Here is a 23,995-nt window from a genome sequence, read left to right as displayed (position 1 = left end):
GCCTGTGGCCCGCCGACCCACCCCGCCCGGCACTCCGGAACAGACCGGCCTCGGCCACGTCGCCGACCTGGTCCGTAAAGCCGTTCCGCCGCTGCATCCGGCAGGTCTGCCGTTCGTGGCCGCACCGCTGGCGGTGGCCACCCTCGGCTATCGGCGGAAGTGGCTGCGCCGCACAGGTTTGCTGGCAGCCGCGGCCTGCGCCGGATTCTTCCGGCACCCGCACCGGGTGCCGCCGAACCGTCCCGGTGTCGTGGTGGCCCCCGCCGACGGCGAGGTCGCCCTGGTCGACACCGCGGTGCCGCCGGCCGAACTCGGCCTGGGCGACGCGCCGCTGCCGCGGGTGAGCATCTTCCTGTCGGTGCTGGACGTGCACGTGCAGCGGGTGCCGGTGAGTGGCCTGGTGGAACAGGTCGCCTACCAGAAGGGCACGTTCGTCTCCGCCGATCTGCCCGAGGCCAGCGACCGCAACGAACGCAACAGCATGGTCATCGAGACCGCCTCCGGGCAGCGCGTGGTGGTGGTGCAGATCGCCGGGCTGCTGGCGCGCCGCATCATCTGCGAGGCCGAGGCCGGCGACAAGCTGAACATCGGCGACACCTACGGCCTGATCCGGTTCGGTTCGCGCGTGGATACCTACTTCCCGGCCGGGACCAGGCTGCTGGTCACCCCGGGGCAGCGCACCGTCGGTGCGGAAACGGTGCTGGCCGAACTGGATTCATGATGGAACAACTCGCGCCCGAACCGAACGGGCGTCGCCGTAACCGCACCATCCGACTGCTGCCGAGCATGGTGACCATCCTGGGACTGTGCTCGGGCCTGTCCGCGGTGAAGTTCGGCATGGAGGGCAAGCTGGGGATCGCGCTGGCGCTGGTCGGCGCGGCCGCGGTCTTCGACATGCTGGACGGGCGCATCGCCCGCATGCTGGACGCCACCACCAAGATGGGCGCGGAGCTGGATTCGCTGTCGGACGCCATCGCGTTCGGCGTCACGCCCGCCCTGGTGCTCTACGTGACCTTCCTGCACGCCGACAGCATCGGCTGGATCCTGGCGCTGATGTTCGCGGTCTGCATGGTGTTGCGGCTGGCCCGCTTCAACACGCTGATGGACGACGACAACCGCCCGGATTGGCAGCGTGAGTACTTCACCGGCGTGCCCGCCCCGGCGGGCGCGCTCATCGTGCTGACGCCCATCGCGCTGTCCGAGCAGTTCGGCGACGGCTGGTGGGTGAGCTTCCCGGCGGTGGCGGTGTGGACGGTGCTGACCGGCCTGCTGTGCGTGAGCACGCTGCCCACCCTGGCCGTCAAGTCGGTGTCGGTGGCCCCGCGCACCGCGCCCATCCTGCTGGTGCTGGTCGCGCTGGCCGCCGCGCTGCTGCTCACCTACCCGCTCATCCTGATGATGGCGCTGGTCGTGCTGTACCTCGGCCACATCCCGTTCGCGGTGCACTCCGCGCGCTGGGTGGCGGCCCGCCCCGAGACCTGGAACCACAAGCCCGCCGAGCGCCGCGCCCAGCGCAAGGCGCAACGCCGCCAGCGCCCGCTGGCCGGGCGGGTGCCACGGGTGTCGGTGTCCACGGCACGGCTGCGCCTGCGCCGCCCGGGTCAGCGCGACCGGGTGTCGAACCGCCCCGGGCGCTGAAACCAACGGCCGGGCCGCAATTCGCCGACGCTGCGCTCGGCGGCCGGCCGGCCCGGGCAGAATTGACGGCGTGACCGACTCACAGCCGGGTTTCCAGTTCACCGCTCGCCTGAACACCTCCCCCGCCGACGATCGGCGGGGGGTGGTCCGGTTGCATCCGGACTCGCTGGCGCTGCTGGGTGTGAATCCGTGGGACGTGATCTCGATCGCCGGCGGCAGACAGACCTCGGCGTTGGTGGCGACACCTGTGAAAGGCAAACCCGTCGGGCGCGGCGAGGCGCTGCTCGATGAGGTGACGATGTCGAACGCGCACATCTCGGCGGGCTCGAAACTGACCATCGCGAAGGTGATTCCGCGCCGGGCCACCCGGATTTCGGTCACGGGCTCGCCGGACGTCATGCGCGCCATCGACGAGACGACCCTGCGGCAAGCCCTGCAGGGCAAGGTGGTGTCGATCCAGGACGCCGTCTCGCTGCGCCCGATGGATCTCAAACCCGGGACCAGCCGATCCGGTGTGGCCCAGCAGCTTTCGAGAGCCCTCAATATCGCCTGGACCTCGGAGCTGCTGCGGGTGACGGCTGTCGATCCGCAGCCCGGCCCGGTGGTCGTCAGCACCAACACCGCGGTGGGCTGGGGTTTCGGCGTCGCCGAGACGGACCTGCCCGCGGCTCCCCTGGACGATACCGATACCCGCACCGACCTCCGGGTCAGCGCTCCGGGGTCACCACCGCCGTCGGTGGTGGCGGTGGCCGATCTGGCCGGGGTCCAGGCCCAGGCCGCGAAACTGCAGGAGTGGCTGAGCCTGGCGCTGGACGAGCCGGACCTGCTGAAGAAACTCGGAGCGTCCTCGCATCTGGGGGTCCTGATCACCGGTCCGGCAGGCGTCGGGAAGGCGACGCTCGCGCGGGCCGTGGCGGGATCGCGGCGGCTGGTGGAGCTGGACGGTCCGGCGGTCGGTGCGACCGACATCGGGCCCAGGCTGCGCGACGTGTCCGACAAGGTGGCCGAAATCTGTTCCGGCGCAGGCGGAGTGCTGCTGATCACCGATATCGACGCGCTGCTGCCGGCGCCGGCCGAACCGGTGGCCACGCTGATTCTCGACCAGTTGCGCGCCGCCGTGGCGCAGGAGACGGTCGCGGTGCTGGCCACCACGTCGAATGCGGCGGGTATCGACCCGCGGCTGCGTGCTCCGGAGCTGTGCGATCGGGAGGTGTCGCTGCCGCTGCCCACGTCGGGGGTGCGCGCGGCCCTGCTGGAGCAACTGCTGCGCAATGTCCCCACCGATGGGCTGAAGCTCGATGAGATTTCCTCGCGGACACCGGGTTTCGTCGCGGCGGACCTGACGGCGCTGGTCCGGGAGGCGGCCCTGCGGGCGGCCGCGCGGGCCAGTCGCGAGCAGTCGGATCCGATGCTGCTGCAGGAGGATCTGGCCGGAGCGCTGGAGGTGATCCGTCCGCTGTCGCGTTCCGGGTCCGAGGAACTGGCCATCGGCAGTCTGAGCCTCGCCGACGTCGGTGACATGGCGGAGACCAAGCAGGCCCTCACCGAGGCCGTGCTGTGGCCGCTGAAGCATCCGGATTCGTTCCAGCGGCTGGGTATCGAGCCACCGCGCGGAGTGCTGCTCTACGGGCCGCCGGGGTGCGGCAAGACCTTCCTGGTGCGGGCGCTGGCGGGATCGGGGCAGTTGAGCGTGCACGCCGTGAAGGGCGCGGAGCTGATGGACAAGTGGGTCGGCTCCTCGGAGCGGGCGGTGCGCGAATTGTTCCAGCGCGCACGGGATTCCGCGCCGTCGCTGATCTTCCTGGACGAGGTGGACGCGCTGGCGCCGCGGCGCGGGCAGTCCAGCGATTCGGGCGTCTCGGATCGCATTGTCGCCGCGCTCCTGACCGAACTGGACGGTGTCGAGCCGCTGCGGGATGTGGTCGTGATCGGTGCGACCAACCGGCCCGAACTCATCGATCCGGCCCTGACCCGTCCCGGGCGCCTGGAGCGCCTGGTGTTCGTGCCGCCGCCGGATGCCGATGCCCGCGCCGAAATCCTGGGCACCGCCGCCAAATCCGTGCCGCTGGCCAAGGATGTCAATCTGCGGCGGCTGGCGCGTGAGCTGGAGGGCTACTCGGCGGCGGATTGCTCGGCGCTGCTGCGCGAGGCCGCGCTCGCCGCCATGCGCCGCGATGTCGAGGCCGGGGAGGTGACGGCCGCGGATGTGGGGGCCGCGCGCAAGGCGGTGCGGCCCTCGCTGGATCCGGTCCAGGTGGAGGCCCTGCGGCTGTATGCCGCCCAGCGCGAATCGTCGACTCCGCCCGGCGACGTGTCCGGCTACGTCTGAACGCTCCCCGCCAGGGCATATGAGACCGATTAGTCTGCTGCGTCAATGGTTTCGCGGCGCGTTCGCCATGCGCGCCGGTAGCGCGCCGAATCTGTACAAAGTAGGCGAGTCGTACCAATCGGTCCGCCTATCACCGGTAATTTTGCCCAGGTGAGGTCGCATCAGGTAGCCGCGGAGACGATCACGGCGCTGGTCGCAGCAACGGTTGCCGGCCTGGCGCTGGCCCTGCCCCTCGACTTCGGCTGGACCTCGGAGACGTCGGCCCTGCAGCGGGACCTGCTGGCCTACACCCTGCCCCGGGCCGTGTCTGCGGGCGCGCTCATCGCCATGATCGCGGCGGTGCTCATCACCACGCTGGGCAGCCCGGTGGCGGCGTGGGCGACCACGCTCGGCGGGCTGCTGGTGCTGCTGGCCAACCACGTGTTCGGCCATGCCGGCGAACCGAATTCGTCGCTGCCCACCATGAACTTCATCGATTCCCTGGCCGGCGGCCTGATCCTGGGCGCACTGGGGGCGGCGGTGCTGCACCGTCGGCTACCCGCCTTCGGCTGGACCATGGGCGTTCTGATCAGCCTGCTGCTCGGTTCGGTGAATCCGGTGTCGCGGACCGGTGGCGGCATCGAGGCGACGGCGAGCGATCACTGGCACGCCGGCGATGTGCTGCCCATCTGGATGCTCCTGCTGGCGCTGGTCCTGGTCGGCTTCGGGTTCCTGACCCATCGGAAGCGCGAGGCAGAGGAACGGCTCTCGGCGGAGCTGCCGCTGGCCCCGATCCTGGGGGGCGTGGTGCTGGTGCTGGTGACGCTGGCCAGTGCGGAATGGCTGGCCCGGCACGGCGACACCCAAGCGGGCATCGTCCTCGCGGTGGCGACCGCGGTGGGGACCGCCATTGTCGCGGCCATGCTGTTGCCGGGCCGGGACGGCGAGATCGTGCTGCTGGCGGTGGGCCTGGGCGCGGTGGGTGCGGCGACCGTGGCTGCCGAGCTGCCGGCCTGGTCGATCCCGCTGCTGGCGGCGGTCTCGGCGGTCGGCATGTGGGTGGGCAGCCGGGGCGGGGGTCCTGCGGTCTCCCTGGCCGCGGGCATGGCGCTCGGGGTGCTCACGGCGTTCACGGCCGATTCGACCCGGGCCTGGCTGATCGTGGGCAGTGCGGCGGTCGTGTCCTGGCTCATCGGTTTCGCCCTGCTGTCCACCCGGCCGCGCTATGTGCCGAGCCGGGTGCTGGGGACCCTGGTGCTGTTCGTCCCGTCGGCGGTGCTGGGCATGCGCGATTATGTGTCGCGCGGCCACTACGCCACGCAATCCGCCGGCAGCGCGTCGATGTGCGCGGTGAGCTCCAGCAGCACCGCGGCCCCGGGCTGGACGTCGGCGCTGGTGGCCGGGGGCTGTCTGGCCGGGATCTACCTGCTGCGGCGCAGTCGCCCGCGAATCCCGGCGACGACCGACACCAAGCCCGAATCTCCGAACGGCGCGGCCACCTCCGGCTGACCGTGAGGTGACCGGCGAACGGTCAGGCGCGCACCGCGGATTCGAGCTCGGGGGCCGTGGTCACGGCGTCGCCGAACCAGGTGCGGTAGAAGGCCGTCACATAACCCGCCGAGAGGCCGAGCACGACGATGCCCGCGGGCACCGGATGTTCGGCGAACCCGGTCGACAGGTACCGGTAGGACAGCAGCAGCCCGGCGAAGAGCGCGGCGCCGGCCGACACCAGCTGCACGCGGGTGCGATCCCAGCCGCGTTCGGGTGCGCGCAGGGTGGATTCGATGGTCAGGCACAGCACCGCGCCGGCCACCAGATCCGCGCCGTAGTGGTAGCCGAAGCCCAGGGTGGCCGACAGGGTGGCGACGAGCCAGAAGGTCCCGCCCCAGCGCAGCCAGACCGGCGCGGACGCACCCGTGAACGGATCGCGGCGCGAGTGGATGAAGATCGACAGCGCCCACGCGGTGTGCAATGACGGCATGCAGTTGCGCGGGGTGTAGTGGTCGAAGGCGATCGAACCCGGCGAGAGGTCCACCGGCGGCACGACATTGGGCCAGTAGCTACCCAGGGAGAAGACGTGCCCGTCCGCGCCGAACGCGAACATCGGCCCGACGACGGGGAATACGACATAGAAGACCGGGCCGATGAGACCGAGTACCAGGAAGGTGCGCACCAGGTAGTGCTTGGGCCAGTCCCCCGTCGTGGCCACGGTGCGCAGCTGCCAGATGGTCACGATCATCGCGCCGACGGGCAGTTCGATGTAGACCCAGTGCAGCACGGCGGAGGCGATGGGCCCCAGCCAGTCCAGCAGCTGCCCCATCAGCCAGGAGGGGTCGCCCAGGGCGTGGTCCACCAGCACGATGTGTTCGTCGAGCACCCGGGGCCCGGCCAGCACGGTGATGCCCAGCCAGACATCGGCGACCTTGCTGGACAGCACCAGCAGGATGCCGAGCGCGGCGGCGTGCAGCGCATTGGTGCGATCCTTGCCCTGCCACTTCCAGCATGCGAGCCCGATGAGGGCGAGCAGCACGAGGACCGGGCCGTTGCCCATGGCCAGTGGTCCACCGGACAGCGTCCGAATCGCTTGGTACACAAGGTCGATGCCGAGCGCCGCGCCGACCGCCAGGAAGCGCCGCCGCCAGCTCAGCCCGATGAGCGCGAGCCCGAGCCCGGCCCACGGCACGGTGAAGGATTTGGCATTGCCCGCGAAGTCGGCCCAGATGCTTTCCAGCGGGCCGGTGAAGTGGTGGTGCGAGGCCACGATCTGCAGGACGATGAGCAGCGCCGCCCCCACCGACAGCGCGGCCGTCAGACCGGCGCGCGGCGACAACATCCGTAACCCGGTTCGGCGTGTCTCGCCGCCGATTCGGGAGTACGGATCGTCGAGCAGCATCCAGCCATAGTAAACGCCGCATGAACGCCAGCTCGGTGAGTAGTTGAACGCCGCCCATCTCACCAGATGAACAGGCCCCGGTCAGCGCGGTATCACTCCTGGCCACGCGTACACCGTACGTATCCGGTCGTAATCGAAATCACAACCGTGCAAGACGGTTCCGCGATGCGCGAGTTCGTGGACCTCAGTACTCGAGTTCGTGGACCAGCGAATCGACGACCGCGACCAGATCGCCGTGCGCGGTCGCGGCCACCCGGCGCTGACGCTGATAGGACGCGCCCTTCTTCGGGATGTCGGCGACCATGGCGAGCTCGTTCTCGCAGCCGAGGCTCTTGGCGGTCGGCTCCAGCCGGTTGAGCAGTTCCATCAGGTCGTCGGTGACCAGTCGCTCATTGCTGTCGGCGTCGGTGATGACGATGGCGTCGAGCCCGTACCGCGCTGCGCGCCACTTGTTTTCCTGCACATGCCAGGGCGGCAGGATGGCCGGCATGGTCTCGCCGGATTCCACCCGGCGGTCGAGATCCACCACCAGGCAGTGGATCAGCGCCACGATGGCCGCCAGTTCGGCCTTGGTGGGGGTGCCGTCGCAGACGCGGACCTCGATGGTGCCCCACTTGGGCGCGGGCCGGATGTCCCAGTGCATGCCGCCGAGTTGTTCGATCACACCGGTTTTCATCTGGTCGTGCACGAAACCCTCGAACTGGTCCCAGTTCTCGAACTGGAAGGGCAGTCCGGCGGTGGGCAGCTGCTGGAACATGAGCGCCCGGTTGCTGGCGTATCCGGTGTCGACGCCCGCCCACATGGGCGAGGAGGCCGACAGCGCCAGCAGATGCGGATAGGACGGCAGCAGCCCGTTGAGAATGGGGAAGACCTTGTCCGGGTGGGAGATTCCGACGTGCACGTGCACGCCCCAGATGAGCATCTGGCGGCCCCACCACTGGGTGCGCTCGATGAGTTCGTCGTAATGCGCACTGCGCGTGAGCTGTTGGGTGGACCACTGCGCGAAGGGATGGGTGCCGGCGCAGAACAGGTCGACGCCGACCTGGTCGGCGGCGCGGCGCACGACGTCCTGGGTGGCGCGCAGTTCGTCGACCACCTCGCTCACGGTGTCGTGCTTGCCGGAGACGAGTTCGACGGTGTTCTTCAGCAGTTCCTTGGTGATCTGCGGGGTGCCGTCCCAGGCGCGCAGATCACCGCAGGCTTCGAAAACCGCTGCGGCGGTGTTGGACAGGTCGCGCGTGCGCTTGTCGACGAGCGCGACCTCCCATTCCACGCCGAGCGTGTGCCGGGGCGATGAGTTGAAGGGGACCTTCGTTCTGCCTGCCCCGGCCATGGCTCACCTCGAGAGGGTTCAGGCGACGACGCCGCAGGCGACCCGTGCACCCGCGTCGCCGGTCGCGAGGGTGTCCGCATCCGGTGCGGGCGCGTACCGGGTGGGAATGTTGCCGAAGTTGTCGGCGCCGGCGTGGATGATCAGCGCCTTGCCCTTGACCTCGTCCAGGGTGAAGGCGTCGGTGGTGGTGACCAGCTTGGCGGTGCCGTCCTTGAGCACCTCGAGCGAGGTCAGATCACCGCTGGCCGGGTGAGTGTTCTGTTCGCCGACCTGCAGGTGGCCACCGGCGGAGAGGAAATCGCCGGGGGCGCCGCCCGCCGGTGCGGTGGAGTTCGGCTCGCACTTGCCGACCTGGTGGACGTGCAGGCCGTGGAAGCCGGGCTTCAGCCCGTGCGCCTCGACGGTGATCTGGAGGTGGTTGCCCACCTTCGCGATGGTGGCGGTCCCGACGGTGCCGCCGCTGGGGTCCTTCAACGTGACGCTGGACGAGTCCTCCGGAGCATTGCCGCCCTCGGTCCCCTGCGTGCCGGCGGGGGCCTGCGAGCTGGTGAACACCGGCGGGGTCGTTCCCTTGACGTCGCTCGACTCCTGACTGTTGGAGCAGGCGGCGAGTCCGAGGGCTGCGACCGCGAGCACCGGAGCAACAGTCCACCAGGACGGGCGACGAGTTGTGGACGAGGCCATCGGGGAACTCCTTTACGAGTCCGAGTTTATCGGGAAAGCAGGGTGGACATACTTCGTACCGGACAAGATGATGCCAGAGACGTGCGTGTGTGCCGTGGAGGGGCCGCACGGTTTCTTTCGAGCGACCCGACAGTGCCTTACCAACTGCGATTCAGTGCCTTGTCGACAGCGATTCAGTGCCTTGTCGACAGCCGATTCAGTGCCTTGTCGACAGCGATTCAGTTACCGGTGACGATGACGATGACGCCGGTGGGCGAGTCCGAGATTCCGGGGAATCGGGGTTCGGCCGAGCAGCCCAGTTGCGCGGCGATGGCCTGGGCCAGCGCCTGCTCCTTGGGCGAATTGCCGTAGTACACGGTGGTTTTCGGTACGACGCCGTTCGCGTAGTTGCCCACCTCGGTGACGTTGTACCCGTCGGAGGTGAGCTGGTCGCCGGTCTTCTTGGCCAGGCCGGGCACGGTGCCGTTGTTGTAAACCCGTACGGGAAGGGTCTTGTCGACGCCCGCGGCCGCGGTGGTGGTCGCGGTAGTGGTCGTGGGCAGCGCCGCGGTGGTGGTGGGCGCGACCGGTGGGGTGGTGGTGGCCTGGGCCGAATTCTGCTGTGCCGCAGTGGTGGTGGCCGCGACGGTGCTCGACTGCGAGGTCGAGTCGGCGCTACTGCTCGAGGAGTCCGAACTCGACAGCGACATCGCGCCCAGCCCGGCGAACACGATGGCCAGCGCGATCAGGACCATCGCCAGGGCCCGCAGCGGCGGGCCGCCGGCCGGCGAATTCGGATTGCTCACGGCGTCGAGCCTAATGGGTGATGGGGCGCCCGCGCGGGATCAAGCGCGTACGCACGCGGTTGTGGAAGCTGCTTCACATTCTGGGTGTGGTTCACACCTGGAAACCGAGACGACGTGCGGCCCTGGTCTTCTGACGGCTGGCGCGCAGCCGGCGCAGGCGTTTGACCAGCATGGGGTCGGCGGCCAGCGCCTCCGGCTTGTCGACGACCGCGTTCAGGACCTGGTAGTAGCGGGTGGGTGAGAGGTCGAAGAGCTCACGGATGGCTTCTTCCTTCGCACCGGCGTACTTCCACCACTTGCGTTCGAAGTCGAGAATGTCGAGCTCGCGGCGGGAAAGCCCGTGTGCGCCATCCTCGCCGGAAGGGCCGTCCTCGCTTGCGGGGATGTCGCGTGCCGCTGCGCTGTCCATAGTGCTCCCTCGCCGAGTGGTCACCAGACGAATATGGTGCTTGTGCGTCGCCGATCATTCAACCACGCGGCGGAGTCGTCCCGATGCGTACCGATCGGCGTGTTCTGTGACGCCCCCTCGGCGTGTCGCCGTGGTCCGGGTCCGTCCAGTATGCGAGGTCAGTCTGCCCCAGGACGGCGGCAACAGGCACCTCGAGCAGCCCGGCAACCACCCAGTAGGCTGCTCAGCATGGCTATTCTCCCGATTCGCATTGTCGGCGACCCGGTTCTGCACCGCGCGACCACTCCGGTCACGCAGACCCCGGAGGAGCTGGCCGAGCTGATCGCGGACATGTACGAGACCATGGACGCCGCCAATGGCGTGGGCCTGGCCGCCAATCAGGTCATCATCAAGGACGAGGACGAGGTCTCGCCGCGCATCTTCGTGTACGACTGCCCGGACGACACCGACGGCGCGAAGATGGTCCGCCGCCGCGGCTGCGTCGTGAATCCCGTGCTGCAGACCTCGGAGATCCCGGAGTCCATGCCGGATCCCGATGATGACGAGGAGGGCTGCCTGTCGGTACCCGGCGAGCAGTTCCCCACCGGCCGCGCCGACTGGGCGAAGGTCACCGGCACCGACGAGCACGGCGAACAGGTCGAGATCGAGGGGCGCGGGTTCTTCGCCCGCATGCTGCAGCACGAGACCGGGCACCTGGACGGCTTCCTCTATGTCGACGTGCTGATCGGGCGCAATGCCCGGGCCGCCAAGAAGTCCATCAAACGAAACGGCTGGGGCAAGCCGGGTTTGAGCTGGGTGCCGGGCACCGTGCCGGATCCCTTCGGACACGACGACGACGATCTCGACGACTGATCGGGTATGGCCGATTCCGAACTCCCGCCGATCGGTAAGCGGGTGGTGGTTCGCTACCGCCTGCCCGCGGGCTATCCGCAACCGCTGACGGATGTGATCGGTGAACTCACCGAGACCGATCCGCTGACCGTGCGCACCGCCGACGGCCAGGTCGTGTCGATCGCCTGGGATCGGGTGGTGGCTTGGAAACCGCTCGGGCCCAGGCCCATTCGGACCAGCGAGATCCGCGCCCTGGAGGCGGCCGCGGCCGACGGCTGGCCGGGCCTGCGGCGGTCCTGGATCGGCGGCTGGCTGCTGCGCGCCGGCGACGGGTACACCAATCGCGCGAATTCCGCTGTGCCGCTGGGCGGTACGGACGGACCCGCCCTGATGGACACCGAGACCCTGCATCGGATCGCCGAGTGGTACACCGCGCACGGCCTGCCCGCACAGTTCCAGCTGCCCGACCGGCTGGCCACCCTGCCCGCGGACTGGCGCAGCTGGAACGAAACCCAGGTGCTGGCGGTCGATATCGAGACCATGGCGCTGCCGTCCGGACCGCCGATGGTGCGCTTCACCGCGGATCCGGACGGGGCCTGGCTGTCCATGCACCGGCATCGCGGCGGGGACGCCGAACTCGGGTCGACCCCGGTGGTGGAGGTGCTGACGGCGGTGCGCGACGGTCAGGTCGCCTTCGCCACGCTGGGGTTGCAGTCGCCGCTGGCCATCGGCCGGGTCGCGGTCACCACGGCCCCGGACGGCCGCTGCTGGGCGGGGCTGACCTGCGTCGCGGTGGCGAACGGGCATCGGCGGCACGGGCTGGGCGCGCTGGTGTGCGCGGAGATGATCCGCTGGGGGCAGTCACACGGGGCCACGCACGCGTATGTGCAGGTGTCGGACGAGAATGACGCGGCGCTGGCGCTGTACCAGGAGATGGGGTTCGTCGAACACCACCGCTACCGGTACTCCGCGCCCTGATTGCGTGCCACTCGCTTTCGCAAGACACTAGTTCTGAAAGGTTCACCACTCGTGCGCATCGCTACCTGGAACGTGAATTCGATTCGTACCCGGCAGGATCGGGTGCTGGCGTGGCTGGACCGCGCCGATATCGACGTGCTGGCCATGCAGGAAACCAAGTGCAAGGACGAGCAGTTCCCGTTCGAGGCCTTCGAGGCGGCCGGGTACGAGGTCGCGCACGTCGGCTACAGCCAGTGGAACGGCGTGGCCATCGCCTCCCGGGTCGGGATCGAGGATGTCGAGATCGGCTTCCCGAATCAGCCCGGATTCGACAAGGACGCCGGGCAATCGCTGCTCAGCGCGCCGGTGGTGGAGTCCCGCGCGATCGGCGCGACCTGCGGCGGGGTGCGGGTGTGGAGCCTGTACGTGCCCAATGGCCGCGCCCTGGACGATCCGCACTACACCTACAAGCTGGAATGGCTTGCCGCCCTGCGCAGTGCGGGCAGCAAGTGGCTGTCGGAGGATCCGGACGCGCAGATCGCGCTGGTGGGTGACTGGAATATCGCGCCGACCGATCTGGATGTGTGGTCGCCGGAATTCTTCGAGGGCAAGACGCATGTGTCCGACCGGGAACGCGACGCCTTCGACGCCTTCGGCGAGGTGGGCTTCAGTGACGTGATGCGGCCCTTCCACCTGGGCCCGGGCGTCTACACCTACTGGGACTACACGCAGCTGCGCTTCCCCCGGAAGGAGGGCATGCGCATCGATTTCATCCTCGGCTCCCCCGCCCTGTCGGCCCGGGTCACCGAGGCGAACGTGGACCGCGAGGAGCGAAAGGGCAAGGGCGCCAGCGATCATGCGCCCGTGGTGGCCGAACTCGCCGACTAGACGGACCGGCTCTTGATGGCGTCGCGGGAGATGAAGACGTCGTAGCTGCCCGCGGCCGCGATGACCGCGTTGCCGTAGGCCGAGCGCACGAAAGGCCTTGTGTACCAGGACTGATTCTTCATGTCCTGGAAGAAGTCGGCGTCGCTGCCATTGAGGAAGATCTGATTCTGCCTGGTGGCGATGCCGTCCAGCCGCTGGCCGTAGAGCCGGGTCACCTTGTACCCGGAGTTGAAGCCGAGCGCGTTCACCCACGGTTCGAGTTCCACGATATTGGCCTGCAGTACCCACAGGTCGCCCTCGACCTGATAGGTCTGGTGCTGGTCGCCGTGGCCCTTGTCGCCGTAGAGGGTCAGCTCCACGTTCATCATGTGCTCTTGCCCCGCAACGGGTTTGGCCTCGATGTGCGCCGCCTTCACCTCCCCGGTGAGCCCGAGGAAGGTCTGCAGCAGCGTGGTGATCCACAGGATCACGACCGCGACGAGCACCAGCCCGGCCGCACCCGCGCCCCGGCCGGCCAGCGCCCGCCATCCGACCTTGCGCGCCTTCAGAACAGCCGTGACGAGCAATCCGATCGCCGCGATGCCGAGTACCAGCAGCAGCATCTGGATCCAGCCGAACGTAACCGGGAAGACCATGCCGTAGTTGTACCCGCTGGGGACGACACTTCACGGCGCCGTCACACATCGAATGTGCGTGTCACGTCGGCGAGTCGCGCCTCGCCGACAAGACACACAGGAACTCGTTCGGGGCCGGGTGGATCGGGGAGCCTGCGGGCTGATCCACCCGGCCGTCGAGCGACTTTCCACGCACGGTGCACCACCCGGGTTTGAGGAAACGTGGGCACCGCGTTCCGGGACCGTCCGGGGACGGCCCCGGCAGAGTGATCCGAATCGGGGGTGCGGCGAGATAACCACTCCCGAGCCCCGCCACCGTTCCCACTCCGGTCACCCGTACCGGACAGTAGGGCAATCTGGCGCTGGAGCGGCCCAGATACACGCCGATGGCACGAATCGAGAGTGCTCTAGGCACGGAAGGTCACAGTTATCCTCAAAGTAGCTACGCGTTCGAATATCTCGTGCAGAATGCCGGTCAAAACCCGGCCCCGGCCGGTGGCGGACCTCGGAGGGGCGAGATGAACAATCCGACAGGCTCGAGTGCGCACCAGGTACTCGACGAGATCCTCACGCGCTACGGCAGCCTCGACGCCTTCAGCGCCCACCTGCACGCCGTGCTGGACGCACCGACCATCGTGCTCCCCATCCCCGTGGCTGCTACCGCCGCGGGCGGTCGGCACCGACGTCGCGATCCCGCCGAACGGGGACCCGCGAGCCGGGTGGCGTGAAGCAAACCGGCCCCGCACCGAACAGGTGCGGGGCCGGGGGATGCGGGTGGGTCAGAAAGCGGCCTCGTCCAGCTTCATGATGTCGTTGTCGAGGTTCTCGATCACCGAGCGCACGCCGCTGATGAGCGGCAGCTTGTTCTTCGCGAACCAGGACGCCACGCCGACCTTGCCGGTGTAGAAGTTCTTGTCCTTGTCGGCCGCACCGGCGTCCAGCGCCGCCTGGGCGATGGCGGCCTGCTCCAGCAGTCGCCAGGAGATGACGAGATCGCCCACGGCGTACAGGAATCGGACCGAACCCAGACCGACCTTGTAGATCTCGTCGATCTGCTGCTGCGCGGCCATCAGGTAGCCGGTGAGGGTGGCCGCCATGGCCTGCACGTCGGCCAGCGCCGCGCCGAGCAGCCCGCGCTCGATCTTGAACTGGTCCGGGCCGCCGTCGACGAACCGCTGAATCAGGCCCGCGACGTGCGCGAGCGCCACGCCCTTGTCGCGAATGATCTTGCGGAAGAAGAAGTCCTGCGCCTGGATGGCGGTGGTGCCCTCGTACAGCGAGTCGATCTTGCAGTCGCGGATGTACTGCTCGATCGGGTAGTCCTGCAGGTAGCCGGAACCACCCAGGGTCTGCAGCGATTCGGTCAGGCTCTCGTACGCCCGGTCCGAGCCGCAGCCCTTGACGATCGGCAGCAGCAGGTCGTTGACCTTCTCCGCCAGCTCGGCGTCCACCCCGTAATTGGCCTGCGCCACATCGGCGTTCTGGTACGAGGCGCAGTACATGTACAGCCCGCGCAGACCCTCGGCGTACGCCTTCTGGGTGGCCAGCGAACGACGCACGTCCGGGTGGTGGGTGATGGTGACGCGCGGCGCGCTCTTGTCGGCCATCTGGGTCAGATCCGCGCCCTGCACGCGCTGCTTGGCGTACTCCAGGGCGTTCAGGTACCCGGTGGACAGCGCGCCGGTGGCCTTGGTACCCACCATCATTCGCGCGTTCTCGATGACCTTGAACATCTGCGCGATGCCGTTGTGCTTGTCACCGACCAGGTAGCCGACTGCCGGAATGTCGCCGCCGAAGGTGATCTCGCAGGTGGGCGAGGACTTGATGCCCATCTTGTGCTCGACGCCGGTGACCAGCGCGCCGTTCTTGGCGCCGAGTTCCATGGTCTCGGTGTCGAACAGGAAGCGCGGCACCACGAACAGCGACAGGCCCTTGGTGCCCGGGCCGGCGCCCTCGGGGCGGGCCAGCACCAGGTGGAAGATGTTGTCGGCGGTGTCGCCCACGTCGCCACCGGAGATGAAGCGCTTCACGCCCTCGATGTGCCAGGTGCCGTCGGCCTGCTGGATCGCCTTGGTGCGGCCCATGCCGACATCGGAGCCGGCGTCCGGCTCGGTGAGCACCATGGTGCCGCCCCAGCGGTTCTCCCACGCGTGGGTGGCCCACTTCTGCTGCTGCTCGGTGCCCTCGTCGAAGAGCACCTTGTGCATGAGCGGACCCATGTTGAAGAACGAGGCCGAGTTGTTCGCGGCGACCAGCATTTCCTGGATGCCCCAGATGAGGGCGTTGGGGGCGGGCACGCCACCCATCTCCTCGGCCATGCCCAGACCGGAGTATCCGGCCTCGTTGACCGCGGCCACGGTCTTCTTCAGCAATTCCGGCACGGTGATGGTGTGCTGGTCCGGAATGAACTCGACCGGGTTGCGATCGGCCTCGACGAACGATTCCGCGATCGGCCCCTCCGCCAGGCGCTTCGCCTCGGCGAGCATCTCCCGCGCGGTGTCGGCGTCCAGATCGCCGTAGGCGCCCTGGTCCAGCAGTTCCCCGATACCCAGTACTTCGAACAAGTTGAACTCGATGTCTCGTAGGTTCGCCTTGTAGTGGGACACGGAAGGGCCTCCTCGGCTGAGTCTGAACTGGTCGCGCGATATCGAAAGATCTGGTCGAGCGTCTCGAAGATCAAGGCGAGGTTGCCGTACGCCTGTCCTGTTACGCAAGCGTAGGTACGCCTCTTTACCCGGAAAGCCCCGTTCGACCGGGAAAAATCCCAAAAAGTTAACCCCGCCGTTATGCACAGGACCGGGCCCCGCGGCCGTACAGCTCCTTGGCCTGCTGCGGAGTGACGGTCGCGCGATTCACGGGAACCCGGGCTCGCATGTGCTCCCCGAGCGGACGGCCGGCGAATGTGACAGGTGCGGCCCGGGCCGGCCGGGCCGCGGGGAACAACGTCAGGGATTCATTTCGTAGACCCCGGCCAGGGCTTCGACCTGAGCCGATACGCGGTCGAAGCGGGACCGGTCGGCGATCGGGCGGCGGACCAGATCCAGGGCGCGGATCTGCTGGGCCTTGGTAGCGGTCGGCTTGGTGTGCAGGGTCAGGGCGTGCTTGGAGAACTCGCGGACGAACAGGTCGAAGAGCTGGTCGAGCACCGACTCGTCGGCGCCGGCGATCTCGGCCTGTTCGAGGATGAGCTGGGCGTACGGGAGCGTGGTGAACAGCTCGCCGAGGGCGAAGAGGAAGTCGACGTCCTGCTGCTGCGCGGCGGTCGGGGTGGCGGCGGCGAGCAGGGTTTGGAAGGCGAGGGCCTGTTCCAGGAAGACCGCGACATTCGGGATGTGGGCGAACTTCTCGAAGACCGGTCGCCAGTCGGTGAAGCGGATCTTCCCGAGGCCGCTGCTCGGGCCCTGGCGGAACAGGAATTCGTCGTCGGCGGCGTCGCGGCGGGTGGGCACGAGAGCGTGTGCGGCCCGGGCGAATTCGCTCTTCAGCGCGGGCACCGCCTTGGCGGCCGGGCCGCCGGCACGACGGCTGGTCCAGCTCAGCGCGGCGGACACCGCGCGCACCGCGCCCTGGGGCGCGACGCCCGCGCCCGGCAGGTAGCGCAGCGCGGCGAGTCCGGCGTCGGCGGGGTGGAACATGAAGTTGGGCATGAACTTCAGCGACAGGGCCATGTTCACATGGACGGTGCCCTCGAGCCGCGGCAGGCCGAACATGCCGACCATGGCCATCGGGAAGTACATGTCGTTCTCGAAGCCGCGCGCCGCGATGACGTCGGCGAGGTCCTCGTACAGCCGCTGGCCGTGCCGGGTGACCGACATCTTCTCGATGGCGTTGAAAAGCAGGTAGCGCCGGTCGTTCTCATTGGCCGAACGCAGGTAGTCGATGGCCCGCTCGCTGTAGAGCTTCATGCCGATCAGGCGGGCGTAGCTGTCCGCCAATAGCGATTTCACCTGCGGGAACTCGGTCACCCGGTGCCCGAACAGGATTCGGTTGTACGCGTGGCCGACCGCCTCGAACATGGCGTGCTCACACGCGCCGACCGCACCGAAGCCGAGATTGAACTTGCCGACGTTGACGGTGTTCATGGCGGCGTCGAAGGCCGCGCGCCCGGTGTGCAGGATGTCGGATTCGGCGACCGGGTACCGGTCGAGATCGAAAGCGGCGACGTACATCTGGGAGTCGACGACGTTCTTGCGCAGCTTGTAGTTCTTGTGCCGGGAGTCGGCGGCGAAGAACAGATAGCCCGAGTACTCCTCGTCGGCCATCTTCCGCAGGAAGTCCGACGAGTCGATGATCGGCTTGTCGGCGCGGCGGCCGAAGACCGACACCATGCCAGCGAGATTGCCGTTGCCGATGTAGTGCTTGCTTCCGGTGGCGGTGTAGCCGCCGCCCGGTTTCGGTTCCAGCACCATGTCGGTGGAGTAGATGTCGGCGCCGTGCTCCTTCTCGGAGAGGCCGAAGGCGAAGATCTCGCCGGATTCCAGCAGCGCGGCGGCACGGGCCTTGGCCTCGGCATTGGCGCTCTGCCAGGTCGGGCCGAGGCCGAGGATGGTGACCTGCCACACGTACCAGTACTGCATGCCGTAGAAGCCGAGGATCTTGCTCATCATGGCGATGCGGGCGGTGTCCCAGCGCTTGTTCGGGTCGCCGCCGGCCAGTGCCGCCGGGGTCAGGAAGGTCGCGAAGATCCGTTCGCGCTTGATGAAGTCCAGGAAATCCGCGTACCAGACCCGGTCCCGGCTTTCGGCCAGCAGCCTGGTCTTGCCGAAGGTTTCGAAGTAGTCGACGGTGGCACGCAGCAGCCGCCTGGTCTCGTCGTCGAATTCGGCGAATTCGCAGGTCTTCGGATTGAACAGGGTCTGGCTCATCGGGATTCGCCTCCTCCGGCCGGGGGCGTCCTCGGCTCCTCCGGGTGGTTTCCTTCGTGAATGTAGCATTTTTGTGCACTGCTGTAGGAAACGATCTTGTTACCGGCTCGGACCAGCGGGTCCCCACCCCGCGCGCACTGCTATCGTCGGTGCGCATGGGCATCGATTCGGCGATACGACCACGCCAGCGCGCGCGGCATCTGGGTCCCGAACGGCGTCGCCCGCAGGTCCTCGACACCGCCCTCGAGATCGCCGTCGCCGACGGCATCGCGGCGGTGACCATCGCCGCCGTGGCCGACCGCATGAAGGTCACCCGACCCGTCGTCTACGCCTGCTTCGCCGATCGCGTGGAGCTCCTCGAGGCGCTCATCCGCCGCGAGGAGGACTATCTGGTGCAGGGCGTCATGGACACGCTGCCGCGCCGCCGGGTCGAAGCCGACGAGGCGGTCTTCGTGGAGGGCTTCCGCGCCCTGCTGCACACGGTGTCCCAGCGGCCCGACACCTGGCGCCTGCTGTACGGCAATCCCGATCCGGCCGTGGCGGATTCGTTCGGCAAGGGCCGGCTGCTGGCCGTGGAGCGCTGCACCCGCCGGTTGCGCCCGACCCTGAAGGCCTGGGGCACCGCGCAGGCCGAACGCAAGCTGCCGGCCCTGGTTGAGCTGTGGGTCTCGGCCGGTGAGGGCGCGGTGCGCACCCTGCTCACCGATCCGGGCGAGTGGACCCCCGACACACTGGGCGAGTTCGTCGGCGCGGCGGTGTATCGGGCCCTGCGCCACGCTTGAGAATCCGGGGTCCTGCCGTTATCCGGTGGCTACGATGGGAAAGGGACCATCGGTCAGCGGGAGGCCGCCATGACGTTCTATCGGCAGGTTGGTTCGGTGCCGCCCAAGCGGCACACGCAGCATCGGGACGAGCGGGGCACGCTCTATTACGAAGAGCTGATGGGCGAAGAGGGCTTCTCCGGTGATTCCTCGCTGCTCTATCACCGGGGATTGCCTCCGGCCATTGTGGATTCGTCGGTGTGGATACTGCCCGAGCAGCGGCTGTACCCGAATCATCCACTGCGGCACCGGCATCTGAAGCTGCACGAACTGTTCCTGGGCGACAAGCCGGCCGACAGCGATGTGGTGACCGGGCGGCGGCTGCTGCTGGGCAATGCCGATGTGCGCATCTCCTACGTGGCGGCGCTGCGGGAATCGGCGCTGTACCGCAATGCCGTCGGCGACGAACTCGTCTACATCGAATCCGGTTCGGGGCGGGTGGAAACCGTCTTCGGGGCCCTGCCGGTGCGGCAGGGGCATCAGGTGCTGCTGCCGCGCGCCACCACGCACCGCTGGATTCCCGATGGCCCCGAACCCTTGCGCGCCTATGTCATCGAGGGCACCGGCCACATCACTCCGCCCAAGCGGTATCTCTCGAAATACGGCCAGTTCCTGGAGAACTCGCCCTACTGCGAGCGGGATCTGCACGGGCCCACAGAGTTGATGCAGGTCGACGGCGAGGACGTGGAGGTGCTGGTCAAGCACCGTCCCGCCGGTGAGATCGTCGGCACCAGCATGGTGTACGCCACCCACCCCTTCGATGTGGTGGGCTGGGACGGCTGCCTGTACCCGTTCACCTTCGATATCGCCGACTTCGAACCGATCACCGGCCGCGTGCATCAGCCGCCGCCGGTGCATCAGGCCTTCGAGGGGCAGAACTTCGTGATCTGCAATTTCGTGCCGCGCAAGGTGGACTATCACCCGCTGTCGATACCGGTCCCCTACTACCACTCGAATGTGGACTCCGACGAGATCCTCTTCTACTGCGGCGGAAACTACGAGGCGCGCAAGGGATCCGGGATCGGGCAGGGCTCGGTGTCGGTGCATCCGGGCGGGTATGCGCACGGGCCGCAGCCGGGGGCCTACGAGCGCAGCATCGGCATCGATTTCTTCGACGAGCTGGCGGTCATGGTGGACACCTTCCACCCGCTGCAGCTGGGTGAGGGCGCACTGGCGTGCGAGGACGCGCGGTATGCCTGGACCTGGTCGGGGCGAGGGCCGTCCGAGTGGATCTGAGTCCGAGTGGTGCGACGGTGCAGGGGTTGGTGACATGGGATCGGGTGGTGGGGAAATGAGCAGCCGGGTGCGGATCGAGGTGCCCGCGGGCTCCGGATTCGGTCCGGAACACCTGCCGTACTGCGTGTTCCGCCCGCTGGGCGGGGACCCGCGGGTCGGGGCGCGGCTGGGCGATTCGATCATCGATCTGGCGGTGGCGCTGGATGATCCGATGTTCGCGCAGCCCAGCCTGAACGCCTTCATGACCCAGGGCCCGCAGTGCTGGCGGGAGGTGCGCGAGCGGGTGCGCGCGGCGGCCGACGCGGATCTGCCCGCGGCGGCGGTGCATTCGGTGCGGGCGGTGCGGCTGGACCTGCCGGTGGAGATCGGCGACTACGTCGACTTCTACGCCAGCCTCGATCACGCCACCGCCATGGGCCGGATGCTGCGGCCGGCCGGTGAACCACTGCTGCCGAATTGGCGGCACCTGCCGGTGGGATATCACGGGCGCGCGGGCACCGTGGTGGTGTCGGGCACGCATGTCGTCCGGCCGCACGGACAGCGCCGGACCGATTCCGGCACACCGGATTTCGGGCCGAGCCGCCGCCTCGATATCGAGGCCGAACTGGGGTTCGTGGTGGGCGCGGGCTCGCGGCTCGGTACGCCCATCGGGACCGGCGAGTTCGCCGAGCACGTCTTCGGGGTGGCGCTGGTGAACGACTGGTCGGCCCGGGATATCCAGGCCTGGGAGGGGCAACCGCTGGGCCCGTTCCTCGGCAAGTCCTTCGCGACCAGCCTGTCGGCGTTCGTGACTCCACTCGACGCGCTGGCCGCCGCGCGGATTCCGCTGCCGCCCCAGCATCCGGCGCCGTTGCCATATCTGCGGGACGACACGTCCTGGGGACTGGACATCACGCTGACCGTCGAGTGGAACGGCCAGGTGATCTCCACTCCCCCGTTCCGGCGTATGTATTGGTCGGGGCCGCAGATGCTCGCGCATCTGACGGTCAACGGCGCGTCGACCCGCACCGGCGACCTGTTCGCCTCCGGCACCATCTCGGGGGCCGATCGTGGCGAGCGCGGGTCGCTGATGGAAATGAGCTGGGGCGGTACCGAACCGATCGAGTTGAACGGGGTTCAGCGGACCTTCCTGCAGGACGGCGACGAGGTGGTCATCACGGCCACCGCACCCGCCATCGGGGGTGGTCACCTGGAGTTGGGTGAGGTGCGCGGGCGCATCGCGAAGGCCGAGTGATAGCCGAAACGCATCACCATGAACATCATCACTGACCCTACCGACCGGTAGGTCAGGAACGTTACCGTTCCGGACGTCTGAAGACTTCGGAGGGTGGCGTCAATGTTGACCAGTACTGCCCGGTTCGCCATGGCACGCCCGCGCGCGGTCCTGGTGGCCGCGCTCCTGTTGATGCTCGTGTGCGGCGGCTTCGGAGCCACCGTGAAATCCCACATGGTCGGCGGCGGCTATCTGACCGATTCGCTGGAGTCCGTGCGCGCCAATGACTTCATCACCAAGAACTTCCCCGGTGGCAATCCCAACCTCATCGTCATGGTCAGCGGTGACGGGGGCGTCAACAGCCCGCAGGTGCGCGGCGAGGCGCAGCGCGTCACCGACGAGCTGAGCCAGGACCCGACGGTGACCGGCGTGCAGTCGTATTGGACCAGCCTCGCCGCCCGGCCCGACCTGGCCGCCGCGCTGAAGAGCAAGGACGGGCAGCGCGGGCTCATCATGGCCACGGTCACCGGAACCGACACAGAGGTGCAGAACCGGGCCGCCGAGCTGGCGAACCAGCTCAATGGGGACAGCGACGGCGTGCAGGTCCGGGTCGGCGGCATGGCCGGTTCCTTCGCCGATATCAATCACCAGGTCGAGAAGGACCTGCTGCTGGCGGAGGCCATCGCGGTGCCGGTATCGGCGCTGCTGCTGGTGCTGGTGTTCGGCAGCGTGGTCGCGGCGCTGCTGCCGGTCGGCGTGGGACTGTTCGCGATCGCCGCGACGCTGGGCATTCTGCGCGGGCTGACCACGGTCATGGATGTCTCCATCTTCGCGCTGAACATGACCAGCGCGCTGGGGCTGGCCCTGGCCATCGACTACAGCCTGTTCATTGTCAGCCGGTATCGCGAGGAGCTGGCCAATGGCCGCGATACCCGGGCGGCCATTCTGCGTTCGGTGCAGACCGCGGGCCGCACCGTGGTGTTCTCCGGCTTGACCGTCGCCCTGGCCCTGGCGGCACTGGCGGTGTTCCCGCAGCCGTTCTTCAAGTCCTTCGCCTACGCCGGTGTCGCGGTCGTCGCCGCAGCCGTGGGCGCGTCGGTGCTGTTGCTGCCCGCCGCGCTGGTGCTGCTCGGCGATCGGGTGAACGCCTGGGATCTGCGGAAACCGGCGCGCCGCCTGCTGGGTCGCGGCGAGCCCGCGCCCAAGCCGGTCGAGACCACCTTCTGGTACCGGCTGGTGACCGCGGTCATGCGGCGGGCGCTGCCGGTCGCGGTGATCGCGGCGGCGGTGCTGCTGGCGCTCGGATCCCCGTTCCTGAAGGCACATTTCGGCACCCCGGACGATCGCGTGATCGGCACCTTCGCGTCCAGCCGTCAGGTGGGTGACGCGCTGCGGCAGGACTTCCATGCCGACATGGCATCCAGCACGGTGATCGTGCTGCCCGGATTCCACGGCGGCGCAGCGGAAATCGGCGCGTTTGCCAAGAGCCTGTCGGAGGTGCCCGGCGTCGCGGCGGTGCTGTCCAGCGAGGGCGTCTACCTGGCGTCGCCGTCCGCCGACGGCGTTCCGCCGACCGGCAAGCGGGTGGCCGCCGGTATTCCGCAGATGGCCGGCCCGAACGGGGCCTACCTTTCTGTCGGCACGAAGGTCGCGCCCTACTCCGCCGCGGGCAAACAGCAGCTCGCGGCACTGCGGGCGGTCCCGGCTCCCGGCGAGGTGCGGTACGGCGGCGCGGCGGCCCTGAACGAGGACACCATGCACTCGGTCATCAGCCGGATCCCCTTGGCGGCCACGCTCATCGCCGTCATCACCCTGATCCTGCTGTTCCTGTTCACCGGCAGCGTGGTGCTCCCGGTGAAGGCACTGCTGTTGAACATGCTGTCGCTGACCGCCACCTTCGGCGCCATGATCTGGGTGTTCGCGCAGGGCCACCTGTCCGGTCTGCTGGGGTTCACCCCGACCGGCAGTATCGACCTGTTCATGCCGATCCTCATGTTCTGCCTGGCCTTCGGCATGTCGATGGACTACGAGGTCTTCCTGCTGTCCCGGATTCGCGAGGAGTGGCTGGCCTCGGATCGCGGCCGGGCGGCCAATACCCGCTCGGTGGCCCTCGGGGTGGCCCGCACCGGCCGGATCTTCACCGCCGCCGCGGGTTTGATGGCGGTGGTGCTGCTGGCCGTGGCCACCTCCGAGGTCGCACCCATGAAGTTGTTCGGCATCGGCCTGGCGCTGGCCGTGGTCTCCGACGCCACCATCATTCGCGGCCTGCTGGCCCCGGCCCTCATGCGCCTGATGTCGACCGGCAACTGGTGGGCGCCGAAACCGCTTGCGGCGCTGCACAAGCGAATCGGGCTGGAGGAGGAGTCAGCCGCGGCGGTAGCCGAGGGCGACCACACTGGCGGCGAACAGCACCAGGATGCCGATGACGCCGAGACCGACGCCCATGCTGTCGGCGAAGGCGATCGGGTGGGCGCCGTCTCCGGCGTGTGAGGCCATCACGGTGCCGATCATCGCGACACC

Annotated in this window: 20 protein-coding genes; 12 read left to right on the top strand and 8 right to left on the bottom strand. The window is 68.4% G+C overall.

The features are described 5' to 3' along the window. Positions 1 to 4 precede the first annotated feature (4 nt). The 4 genes from ACFXKA_RS24405 to ACFXKA_RS24390 all read left to right on the top strand — a co-directional run bounded on the left by ACFXKA_RS24405 (position 5) and on the right by ACFXKA_RS24390 (position 5,455). Positions 5 to 721, top strand: a complete 717-nt coding sequence (locus ACFXKA_RS24405; protein ID WP_354843658.1) for a phosphatidylserine decarboxylase — start codon at positions 5 to 7, stop codon at positions 719 to 721. Then, positions 718 to 1,638 carry a CDP-diacylglycerol--serine O-phosphatidyltransferase gene (pssA, locus tag ACFXKA_RS24400; RefSeq protein ID WP_354843585.1) on the top strand — a complete coding sequence of 307 codons (921 nt, stop codon included), beginning with the start codon at positions 718 to 720 and terminating at the stop codon, positions 1,636 to 1,638. The genes ACFXKA_RS24405 and pssA overlap by 4 nt, the downstream gene beginning before the upstream one ends. A 70-nt stretch (positions 1,639 to 1,708) precedes the next feature. Continuing rightward, entirely contained in the window at positions 1,709 to 3,967 is a 2,259-nt protein-coding gene (locus ACFXKA_RS24395; RefSeq protein WP_379429034.1) for an AAA family ATPase, read from the top strand. Between the two features lie 150 nt (positions 3,968 to 4,117). After that, positions 4,118 to 5,455, top strand: a complete 1,338-nt coding sequence (locus ACFXKA_RS24390) for a hypothetical protein (protein ID WP_379429033.1) — start codon at positions 4,118 to 4,120, stop codon at positions 5,453 to 5,455. 22 nt (positions 5,456 to 5,477) lie between these two features. Here the strand turns inward: ACFXKA_RS24390 and ACFXKA_RS24385 are convergent, their stop codons facing one another. The 5 genes from ACFXKA_RS24385 to ACFXKA_RS24365 all read right to left on the bottom strand — a co-directional run bounded on the left by ACFXKA_RS24385 (position 5,478) and on the right by ACFXKA_RS24365 (position 10,050). Further along, a complete protein-coding gene (locus ACFXKA_RS24385) occupies positions 5,478 to 6,839 on the bottom strand; it encodes a DUF5933 domain-containing protein (RefSeq protein ID WP_379429032.1) in 1,362 nt (453 codons plus the stop codon). A 184-nt stretch (positions 6,840 to 7,023) separates the two neighbouring features. Further along, positions 7,024 to 8,172, bottom strand: coding sequence for a glutamate--cysteine ligase (locus ACFXKA_RS24380; RefSeq protein ID WP_379429031.1), 1,149 nt, complete (start codon positions 8,170 to 8,172; stop codon positions 7,024 to 7,026). Positions 8,173 to 8,190: 18 nt separating this feature from the next. Continuing rightward, on the bottom strand, positions 8,191 to 8,856 hold the full coding sequence (locus ACFXKA_RS24375; protein ID WP_379429030.1) for a superoxide dismutase family protein: 666 nt from the start codon (positions 8,854 to 8,856) through the stop codon (positions 8,191 to 8,193). 218 nt (positions 8,857 to 9,074) lie between these two features. Beyond that, positions 9,075 to 9,641, bottom strand: coding sequence for a LytR C-terminal domain-containing protein (locus tag ACFXKA_RS24370; protein WP_354843572.1), 567 nt, complete (start codon positions 9,639 to 9,641; stop codon positions 9,075 to 9,077). Between the two features lie 91 nt (positions 9,642 to 9,732). Then, positions 9,733 to 10,050: a DUF3263 domain-containing protein gene (locus tag ACFXKA_RS24365; RefSeq protein ID WP_364619725.1), complete on the bottom strand. Its 318-nt coding sequence runs from the start codon at positions 10,048 to 10,050 to the stop codon at positions 9,733 to 9,735. A 228-nt stretch (positions 10,051 to 10,278) separates the two neighbouring features. Here ACFXKA_RS24365 and ACFXKA_RS24360 point away from each other — a divergent pair, with 228 nt between their 5' ends. The 3 genes from ACFXKA_RS24360 to ACFXKA_RS24350 are packed head-to-tail and all read left to right on the top strand — an operon-like array spanning position 10,279 to position 12,726. Beyond that, the gene (locus ACFXKA_RS24360) at positions 10,279 to 10,902 is read left to right on the top strand and encodes a peptide deformylase (RefSeq protein ID WP_354843566.1); all 624 of its coding nucleotides are present in this window, start codon (positions 10,279 to 10,281) and stop codon (positions 10,900 to 10,902) included. Positions 10,903 to 10,908: 6 nt separating this feature from the next. After that, positions 10,909 to 11,859, top strand: coding sequence for a GNAT family N-acetyltransferase (locus tag ACFXKA_RS24355; RefSeq protein ID WP_379429029.1), 951 nt, complete (start codon positions 10,909 to 10,911; stop codon positions 11,857 to 11,859). Positions 11,860 to 11,910: 51 nt separating this feature from the next. Further along, positions 11,911 to 12,726, top strand: coding sequence for an exodeoxyribonuclease III (locus tag ACFXKA_RS24350; protein WP_379429028.1), 816 nt, complete (start codon positions 11,911 to 11,913; stop codon positions 12,724 to 12,726). Here ACFXKA_RS24350 and ACFXKA_RS24345 read toward each other — a convergent pair. Then, positions 12,723 to 13,361, bottom strand: a complete 639-nt coding sequence (locus ACFXKA_RS24345; RefSeq protein ID WP_379429027.1) for a hypothetical protein — start codon at positions 13,359 to 13,361, stop codon at positions 12,723 to 12,725. The two genes, ACFXKA_RS24350 and ACFXKA_RS24345, sit on opposite strands and share 4 nt — an antisense overlap. 497 nt (positions 13,362 to 13,858) lie before the next feature. Between ACFXKA_RS24345 and ACFXKA_RS24340 the strand changes: the two genes are divergently transcribed. Beyond that, complete coding sequence (locus ACFXKA_RS24340) at positions 13,859 to 14,068, top strand: hypothetical protein (protein ID WP_354843554.1); 210 nt, start codon at positions 13,859 to 13,861, stop codon at positions 14,066 to 14,068. A 51-nt stretch (positions 14,069 to 14,119) separates the two neighbouring features. Here the strand turns inward: ACFXKA_RS24340 and ACFXKA_RS24335 are convergent, their stop codons facing one another. Next, entirely contained in the window at positions 14,120 to 15,946 is a 1,827-nt protein-coding gene (locus tag ACFXKA_RS24335; protein WP_379429026.1) for an acyl-CoA dehydrogenase, read from the bottom strand. A gap of 339 nt (positions 15,947 to 16,285) precedes the next feature. Beyond that, positions 16,286 to 18,205, bottom strand: a complete 1,920-nt coding sequence (locus ACFXKA_RS24330) for an acyl-CoA dehydrogenase family protein (RefSeq protein ID WP_379429025.1) — start codon at positions 18,203 to 18,205, stop codon at positions 16,286 to 16,288. A gap of 155 nt (positions 18,206 to 18,360) precedes the next feature. On the opposite strand from ACFXKA_RS24330, the gene ACFXKA_RS24325 reads away from it, so the two are divergent. The 4 genes from ACFXKA_RS24325 to ACFXKA_RS24310 all read left to right on the top strand — a co-directional run bounded on the left by ACFXKA_RS24325 (position 18,361) and on the right by ACFXKA_RS24310 (position 23,965). After that, a complete protein-coding gene (locus tag ACFXKA_RS24325) occupies positions 18,361 to 18,987 on the top strand; it encodes a TetR family transcriptional regulator (RefSeq protein ID WP_354843547.1) in 627 nt (208 codons plus the stop codon). 69 nt (positions 18,988 to 19,056) lie between these two features. Next, positions 19,057 to 20,262 (top strand): homogentisate 1,2-dioxygenase, encoded by a 1,206-nt coding sequence (locus tag ACFXKA_RS24320; RefSeq protein ID WP_354843544.1) that lies wholly within the window; start codon positions 19,057 to 19,059, stop codon positions 20,260 to 20,262. 55 nt (positions 20,263 to 20,317) lie between these two features. Next, positions 20,318 to 21,496: a fumarylacetoacetase gene (gene fahA / locus ACFXKA_RS24315; protein WP_354843541.1), complete on the top strand. Its 1,179-nt coding sequence runs from the start codon at positions 20,318 to 20,320 to the stop codon at positions 21,494 to 21,496. 102 nt (positions 21,497 to 21,598) lie between these two features. Further along, positions 21,599 to 23,965 carry an MMPL family transporter gene (locus ACFXKA_RS24310; protein ID WP_379429024.1) on the top strand — a complete coding sequence of 789 codons (2,367 nt, stop codon included), beginning with the start codon at positions 21,599 to 21,601 and terminating at the stop codon, positions 23,963 to 23,965. Positions 23,966 to 23,995 lie beyond the last annotated feature (30 nt).

It is taken from the genome of Nocardia sp. NPDC059228, assembly GCF_042754245.1.
Classification (GTDB): Bacteria; Actinomycetota; Actinomycetes; order Mycobacteriales; family Mycobacteriaceae; genus Nocardia.
Note: the sequence above shows the minus strand (reverse complement) of the source record. Positions and strands in the feature narration are given on the sequence as shown.

Bases quoted from the DNA above. Each gene is read 5' to 3' on its own strand.
- pssA (WP_354843585.1), top strand. From the start codon at position 718: ATGATGGAACAACTCGCGCCCGAACCGAACGGGCGTCGCCGTAACCGC.
- ACFXKA_RS24385 (WP_379429032.1), bottom strand. From the start codon at position 6,839: ATGCTGCTCGACGATCCGTACTCCCGAATCGGCGGCGAGACACGCCGA.
- ACFXKA_RS24380 (WP_379429031.1), bottom strand. From the start codon at position 8,172: ATGGCCGGGGCAGGCAGAACGAAGGTCCCCTTCAACTCATCGCCCCGG.
- ACFXKA_RS24375 (WP_379429030.1), bottom strand. From the start codon at position 8,856: ATGGCCTCGTCCACAACTCGTCGCCCGTCCTGGTGGACTGTTGCTCCG.
- ACFXKA_RS24365 (WP_364619725.1), bottom strand. From the start codon at position 10,050: ATGGACAGCGCAGCGGCACGCGACATCCCCGCAAGCGAGGACGGCCCT.
- ACFXKA_RS24360 (WP_354843566.1), top strand. From the start codon at position 10,279: ATGGCTATTCTCCCGATTCGCATTGTCGGCGACCCGGTTCTGCACCGC.
- ACFXKA_RS24355 (WP_379429029.1), top strand. From the start codon at position 10,909: ATGGCCGATTCCGAACTCCCGCCGATCGGTAAGCGGGTGGTGGTTCGC.
- ACFXKA_RS24345 (WP_379429027.1), bottom strand. From the start codon at position 13,361: ATGGTCTTCCCGGTTACGTTCGGCTGGATCCAGATGCTGCTGCTGGTA.
- ACFXKA_RS24340 (WP_354843554.1), top strand. From the start codon at position 13,859: ATGAACAATCCGACAGGCTCGAGTGCGCACCAGGTACTCGACGAGATC.
- ACFXKA_RS24330 (WP_379429025.1), bottom strand. From the start codon at position 18,205: ATGAGCCAGACCCTGTTCAATCCGAAGACCTGCGAATTCGCCGAATTC.
- ACFXKA_RS24325 (WP_354843547.1), top strand. From the start codon at position 18,361: ATGGGCATCGATTCGGCGATACGACCACGCCAGCGCGCGCGGCATCTG.
- ACFXKA_RS24320 (WP_354843544.1), top strand. From the start codon at position 19,057: ATGACGTTCTATCGGCAGGTTGGTTCGGTGCCGCCCAAGCGGCACACG.
- fahA (WP_354843541.1), top strand. From the start codon at position 20,318: ATGAGCAGCCGGGTGCGGATCGAGGTGCCCGCGGGCTCCGGATTCGGT.
- ACFXKA_RS24310 (WP_379429024.1), top strand. From the start codon at position 21,599: ATGTTGACCAGTACTGCCCGGTTCGCCATGGCACGCCCGCGCGCGGTC.